The following is a 6,341-nucleotide window of genomic DNA, read 5'->3' on the forward strand; positions in this document are numbered from 1 at the left end:
GCCTGGGCACCCGGGCCGGGTCGATCGTCGACATCGTCGATGTTGTGTATGTCGGTCTGGACGTCGGTGATGCCGGTGATGCCGGCGCCTGTGGTGGCCACCTGCGCGCCGGCGCGACCTCACCGGAGCACGGCGCCGTTGCGGGCGAAGGAGCCGCCGGCGCCGACGGTCGGCCGCTGGGTGGCCTCGGCGCCCGCGAGACGCGCCCATCGATCATCCCGGCGTTGTTCACGGGACGTCGACGGGCTCGAACCGCGGGGTGACCCACGCCGCCGCCTTCCCGGTGGACTCGTCCGAGGTGACGTCGATCTCCAGAGCGAGGACGGTGCCGGCCACGGGGGCGGCGGGCGGGCTGCCGCGCCGTCTCAAACCCGAGTCCCTCGTTTCCCCCGGTGATGAAAACCATATCTGCCCGGTTTCTCCTGCTCGCCGACGTCCGGCATTCTGACCAGGGACATCGCACACAGGAACCGCGGGTACCAGCTTCGGCCCGCGGGCACGCCTTTACCGGGAATGAAGGCGGCCCGCCGATGCCGGCGCGGAGAGGACGACGTGTGCGCGGAACGTGGGGTAACCCTTTCGGGCAGTGGATCGCGGCACGAATACCGTGCCGAAATGACGGGCGCACCGCCGTCCGCCGTTCACCGGCCGCGGCAACTCCGAGATCCGCGGAATGCGTGGGTACGGCGTGACCACGGCTGCACGGCCTGCCGCCGACCGTGCCGCCCTCGGCGCGGCCGCTGCTACAAGACGGGACCGGACGGTGCGCCGCGGGGGATGCTCGCAGTTCCGCCTGGAACCCACAGTGAAGCGGTGATGGCGTCGAGTGGCTAGAAAGCTGGGAAGTTCCTACACCCTGGAAGACCGCATCGGTCGGGGCGGTATGGGAGAGGTGTGGCGCGGCCGCGACGAGGCGGGCAATGTTCTCGCCTTCAAACTCCTGCTGCCCCACTTCACGTCGGATCCGGGGGTGGTCGCCCGGTTCATGCGTGAGCGCGCGATCCTCATCCGGGTCCAGTCGCCTTATGTGGTGGCCATTCACGACCTGGTGGCCGAACGCGGCGACCTGGCCATCGTGATGGAGTTCATCGAGGGCTCGGATCTGCGTCGGGAGTTGCAGCGGCGCCGCACGATGCCGCCCGCGGAGGCGGTCGGCCTGATGATCGACATTCTCGTCGGGCTCGGGGCGGCCCATCGACTCGGCATCGTCCACCGCGATCTCAAACCCGAGAACGTGCTGCTCGACCGCGGAGAGGAACGGTTCCGGCCGAAGATCTCGGACTTCGGCGTCGCCGGCCTGATGGCGTCCGCGGCGACGCGGCTGACCATTCCTGGCGGCATGCTGGGCACCCCCCTGTACATGGCCCCCGAAAGCGTCGGCGGTGGCCCCATCGGGCCGGCCGCGGACATCTACGCCGCCGGCACGATGCTGTACGAGATGCTCTGCGGTGTCGCGCCGTTCGCCGGCCGGGAGATGCTGTCCATCCTGCGGGCGCACGCCGATCTGGCGCCGGGCCGGCCCATAGGCATCCCCGACGAGCTGTGGGCCGTGGTGGTCGCGATGCTCGCCAAGAACCCGGACGAGCGCCCCGGTGTGGATCGGCTGCAGGCGTTGCTGCCAGGCCTGGTGGGTCTGCCCGCACTGCCACCGCTGCGTACCCCGCCATCCTCGGCATTCTCGGCGTCCTATGCGTCTTATGCGTCCTCGATGGCCTCGGCGTCCTCGATGGCCTCGGCGGCGGCGACTGTGGTGGCCGCCGGCCGTCCGAGTGGCCTGGCTGGGCCATCCGGGGCGGGACCTGCTGCCCCGGTGGGATCTCGCGAACCGGTGGGATGGTTCACCCCGTCCGGGCCACCCTCTCCGGGCGAGCCCGCCGTGTTGGCAGCCCCGATCGACCCGGCGGACGGGGAGTTCGACGATCCGATCACCACGCCGGTGCCGATGCACCTGCCCGGTCAGGCGATGGCGCCGGGGACGGGACCGTCCCCGCTGACGGACGAGGAGTTCGATGATCCGGTGACGACACCGGCGCCGGTGTACCTGCCCGTCGGGGCAGGGTCGCCGGGATCCGGTGGGTTGGCCTCGTCCGGCGTGCCGGATCGGCGCAGTGCCGACCCGGCGAAGGCTGCCGACCCGGCGAAGGCTGCCGCTCCAGTGACGCCGGTCGAGCCGGCGAAGATGGTCGACGCGGCGGAGGCACCCGACATGGCGACGACCCAGGTCGCGGCGCGCCCGGCCGGTGCGGTGCAGCCCGGTCGGGTGAGTGCGGGCCTGGCCGGTTCGGGGGAGGCGCCGCGGTCCAGTCCGGCGGCGACGGGTCTGCCGGGTGAGAGCACCAGGACGCCGTCAGGGCGGATACCGCCCGATTCGGTGGGGGCCGGGGCGACCGCAGGGAGATCTGGCGAGTCGGGCGACGAGACCCCGGATGCGGCCGGTCGGCGGCGTTCCCGAGCCCTGGCCGGCGGCATAGCTCTGCTGCTCGGCCTCGTCACCGCAGCTGTCGCCGCTGCGGCAATCCCCTCCGGCGGCTCGGACCCGGCCCCCGCACCGTCCGCACGGGTGACCGCCAGCACCGCCGGTGCGTCCCCGAGCGCCGCCCTCACCGCGCCAGGGCTGACCGGTGGCGGCGGCAGCTGGCCCGGCTTCGCGGCGGCGCCGGGCGCGAGCGCCGGGGGCATGCCCGCCGCCCCCGGCGCGCCCGTTCCAGGCGTCCCTGTTCCCGGTGGCGCTGCGGGACTCGACCCGACCTCGGGATCCGCAGGGTCACCGGCGCCGTCCCCGGGCGGGGCGCCGCCCAGTCCGGGTGGCACCGTCACGACGCCGCCCCCGGCTCCGCCCGCGACGCGTTCGCCGACCCCCGCGCCGCCGTCGCCGTCGGCGGAGCCCTCGTCCAGCCCGCCGGCGTCCAAGCCGGCGTCCAAGCCGGCGCCCAAGCCGGCGCCCAAGCCGACGAGCAAGCCGACGCCGAAGCCGAAGCCGACAAAGACCTGCCAGGGCTCCGGCGGACGCGCAGGCAGCAAGGGGTCCTGCGGCAGCTCCCCGTCCAGCCGGCCCTCGCCTTAGGAGCTACCCACCAGCGCCCGTGAGCCACTACGCCGAGTAGCGGACCGCGCGGTTCCTCGCGAGACCATGGTCATCCGGATGCGATCCGGGTCGTGTGGGCCGAGAGTGCTGGAGGTTGATGACGGGCCCCCTGGCCCTTGGAACCGTCATCAACCCCCAGCATCTCTCTGCGCACACCTGAGTAGGTAAGGATGCCGGCGGTCTCGCGGCGGCCAGGACCCCGAGCCCCGAGCCGCGAACCGCGAGCCACCGGTCATCCGGGACCCTGGCGCGGCCCCGACCGCTGCCGCAGAAGGAACATCCAGGGCTCAAGCGTCTAACAGGCGGGCGGCGGAGTCGTCGCCGTGCCTGCGGGCCCGGCAGTCGGGCAGCTCGTGGGCGACGCCGGGGCCGAGACACTCGCCGACGGCGACGGCTCGCCGCTCGGGGAGGCACCGGACGTCGGCGTCGGCCGCTCGGTCTGCGGTGAACTCGGTTCGGTGCTCGGCGAGACGGTTGCCGGGGCCTGGTCCCGCGGAGCTGTCGGGTGGGGCTGCGGCCCGCCGGACGAGGGCGCAGCGGTCGACGGCGAAGGCAGCGGCCCGTGAGCCCCGCCTGCGGGTGTCCGCCGCGGCCCGCCGGGGACCAGCGGATCGGAGCGGGTGCCCGGGGCGGTGCTGTCCAACGCCGGCACACCCGGCGGCTCCACCTGTGGATCCGATCCGCCAGTGCCGACAAGGACTGCGATGATGCCGACCAGCAGGACGACCAACAGCGCCCCGCCGGCCAGCGGGACCGACCGCCGCCACGGCGGGGGCAACCAGCCGAAGGCGGCGTCCAGCGGGCTTGCGCCGCGGACCATCCCACCCGCGACTCCCGCGCCGACGCGCGGGCCGCTGGAACCTCCCGCGCCGGTGCGCTGGGCGCCGGGACCCGGCGCGGCGGCCACCGCGAGACGCCCGGCAAACGGGCGGCGGTCGGTCGGGGGCGAGACGTCGACGAGCTGGCGCCCGCGCGGATCCGGGCCGTTGGCGGCCGGCGTCCCGTCGCCGCCCGCGGTGGCCTCGGACCAGCGTGGCACGGGGAAGGTGCCGATGGAGCGGTCGCTGCCCGGCGGCGGGGTGGGGCGCAGGGCCAGCGGGTGAGTCGGCTGGTCGGGCTGGTCGGGATCGAGCGCCGCACCGGCTCCCGCGGCCCCGGCCGCCCCGGCCGCCCCGGCGGCGCGGACATCGCCGGCAGCGACGGCAGCGCCGGCGATGTCGGGGGCGGCGAGCGGCGGACGGGACTGCCAGGGTGTGAGGGCGAGCGCGGCGGCCCGGTCGGCGTCCGCGGGCGTGGCGACCCGCGGGTCGGCGACGAGTCGGCGGACGAGGTCGGCCGCGCTCGGTCGATCCTCCGGGCGGCGGGCGAGCGCGGCACGCACCAGCGGGGCGAGCCCGTCGGGTACCCCGGCGATGTCCGGCGGGCGGTCCTGGCGCATCCGGGTCAGCACGTCGGCCTGATCCGAGTCGAACGGCGGATGGCCGGTGGCCGCATACGTCACGCAGGCGCCCCAGGCGAAGATGTCGGCCGGCGGCCCGGCCCGTTCGCCGCGCAGCTGCTCGGGGGCCATCCAGGCCAGTGTTCCGATGAGGATCCCGGTGCGGGTGTGGCTGGGCACTCCGGTGGCGCGGGCGATGCCGAAATCGATGACCTTCGGGCCGTCCCAGGCCAGCAGGATGTTCGACGGCTTGAGGTCGCGGTGCACGACCCCGGCGGCGTGGATGGCGATCAGGGCGTCGGCGAGTCCGACGCTGAAGCCGTGCAGCAGCCGTTCCTCCATCCGCCCGTGGCGCAGCACCGCGTCCGCGAGGCTGGTCCCCTCCACGTACTCGGTCGCGAGCCAGGGGGCGACGGCCTCCGGATCGGCGTCGAGCACCGCGGCCACCGCGCGGCCGTGCACGCGCCGGGCGGCGGCGACCTCGCGGCGGAAGCGTTCGCGGAACTCGGGGTCGTCGGCGAACCGGGCGTCGGGCACCTTCACCGCCGCGGCCCGCCCGTCGGCGTTGAACCCCAGGTAGACGGTGCCCATGCCACCCGCGCCGATCCGGTTGTGGATGGCGAAGGGACCGACCCGGCGCGGGTCGTCCTCGACCAGCGGTGTCAACATCGCGACGCCGCCCCGGCCGGCCGCCCCGGCCGGCACCGTGCCCGGCACCGTGCCCGGTGCCGCCACCCGGACCGCCCGACCTGCGCCGAAATGGTCACTCCCCTGATCATCGTGGGCCTGGGCTGGCCCGCCGCCCCCGCCCGTGGGCCGCCCGCCGGGGCCGCCTTGTTCGCCGCAGGACCGTGTTCCCCGAACCGTAATGCTTCCAGCCGTCCGAATGTGGCCGGTCGCTGGGGTGGGCGCGTCGTCCCCGGCGGCCGACCACGGCCCGACTACCGGCGACTACCGGCGACGTTCGGATCGTTCGACGGGATCGGGTCGCGGGTGATGAAGCTTGTCCCGGTCCAGCGGGACCGTACGTCGGCGTGGCCGGACGGGGAGCTGATCGGGTCCTGCGGGTTGTAGGTGTCATAGCGCAGCACGACCTCGTGGTCGTTGCGTTGGCTGCGGAAGGCTATGTGGGCGCTCGGCGCCGAGGTGTCGGTGCCGCGGTACTTGCCGTCGGCGAAGACGAAGGCGAGCTGGCGGGGCGTGTCGCCGGCCGCCGGCGCGGTGCCGATCACCACGCTGAGCTGGCGATCCTCCTGGTAGGTGCTCATGTCCGGCTCGTAGCCCTGGTTGCGTACGAGGGTCGCCGCGTCGTCGGTGGACAGCGTCACGGGACTCGCCGACGCCGACGCCGACGGTGACGGTGACGGGCTGAGCGAGGGCGAGGGGCTCTGCTGCGGGGAGGTGACGCCCGGGCCCGGTGCGGCGCCGCCCGGCGTCGTCGTGCCCGCTGTGCCGTCCGCGCCCTGTGTGGTCCCGACGGGCGGGGCGGTGTTGTCGTCGTCCCCACTGCCGCCGCTGAGTGCGACGGCTGCCGCGATCCCGCCGCCGAGTAGCAGCACGATCAGGATGGCGACCGCGACGAACGCGCCGCGCTGGCCGCCTCTCGAACCGCGCCGGCCTCCCGAACCGCCGTAGCCGTTCCCGGCCTGGTTGGCATATCCGGTGTCGTATCCGGAGCGGTCGTCGTAGCTCGGCGGGTCGTCATCCTGCTCGGCTGACCCAGCCCCGGGCTGGCCGCCCATCGGCGTCTGAACCCGGCGCGTTGCGCGCGGACCGCGCCAGACAGGGCATAACGGCCTCCCCTGCGTTGTGCCCTGA

4 protein-coding genes are annotated in these 6,341 nt (G+C 74.5%); 1 reads left to right on the forward strand and 3 read right to left on the reverse strand.

Annotated features, from left to right (window positions below; all coding sequences use genetic code 11):
- Positions 1 to 228: 228 nt before the first annotated feature.
- Positions 229 to 369, reverse strand: coding sequence for a hypothetical protein (locus NBZ85_RS26060; RefSeq protein ID WP_261559708.1), 141 nt, complete (start codon positions 367 to 369; stop codon positions 229 to 231).
- 457 nt (positions 370 to 826) lie between these two features.
- Here NBZ85_RS26060 and NBZ85_RS26065 point away from each other — a divergent pair, with 457 nt between their 5' ends.
- Positions 827 to 3,064, forward strand: a complete 2,238-nt coding sequence (locus tag NBZ85_RS26065; protein ID WP_261562781.1) for a serine/threonine-protein kinase — start codon at positions 827 to 829, stop codon at positions 3,062 to 3,064.
- A gap of 316 nt (positions 3,065 to 3,380) precedes the next feature.
- Here NBZ85_RS26065 and NBZ85_RS26070 read toward each other — a convergent pair whose 3' ends face one another.
- Both NBZ85_RS26070 and NBZ85_RS26075 read right to left on the reverse strand, forming a co-directional pair.
- A complete protein-coding gene (locus NBZ85_RS26070) occupies positions 3,381 to 5,192 on the reverse strand; it encodes a serine/threonine-protein kinase (protein ID WP_261559723.1) in 1,812 nt (603 codons plus the stop codon).
- Between the two features lie 272 nt (positions 5,193 to 5,464).
- A complete protein-coding gene (locus tag NBZ85_RS26075) occupies positions 5,465 to 6,265 on the reverse strand; it encodes an LppP/LprE family lipoprotein (RefSeq protein WP_261562782.1) in 801 nt (266 codons plus the stop codon).
- Positions 6,266 to 6,341 lie beyond the last annotated feature (76 nt).

The sequence above is a fragment of the Frankia tisae genome (assembly GCF_025403405.1).
GTDB lineage: Bacteria > Actinomycetota > Actinomycetes > Frankiales > Frankiaceae > Frankia > Frankia tisai.

What these genes read in the sequence shown, in the direction of transcription:
- NBZ85_RS26070 (WP_261559723.1), bottom strand. Translation starts at nt 5,192, where the DNA reads ATGTTGACACCGCTGGTCGAGGACGACCCGCGCCGGGTCGGTCCCTTC.
- NBZ85_RS26075 (WP_261562782.1), bottom strand. Translation starts at nt 6,265, where the DNA reads ATGGGCGGCCAGCCCGGGGCTGGGTCAGCCGAGCAGGATGACGACCCG.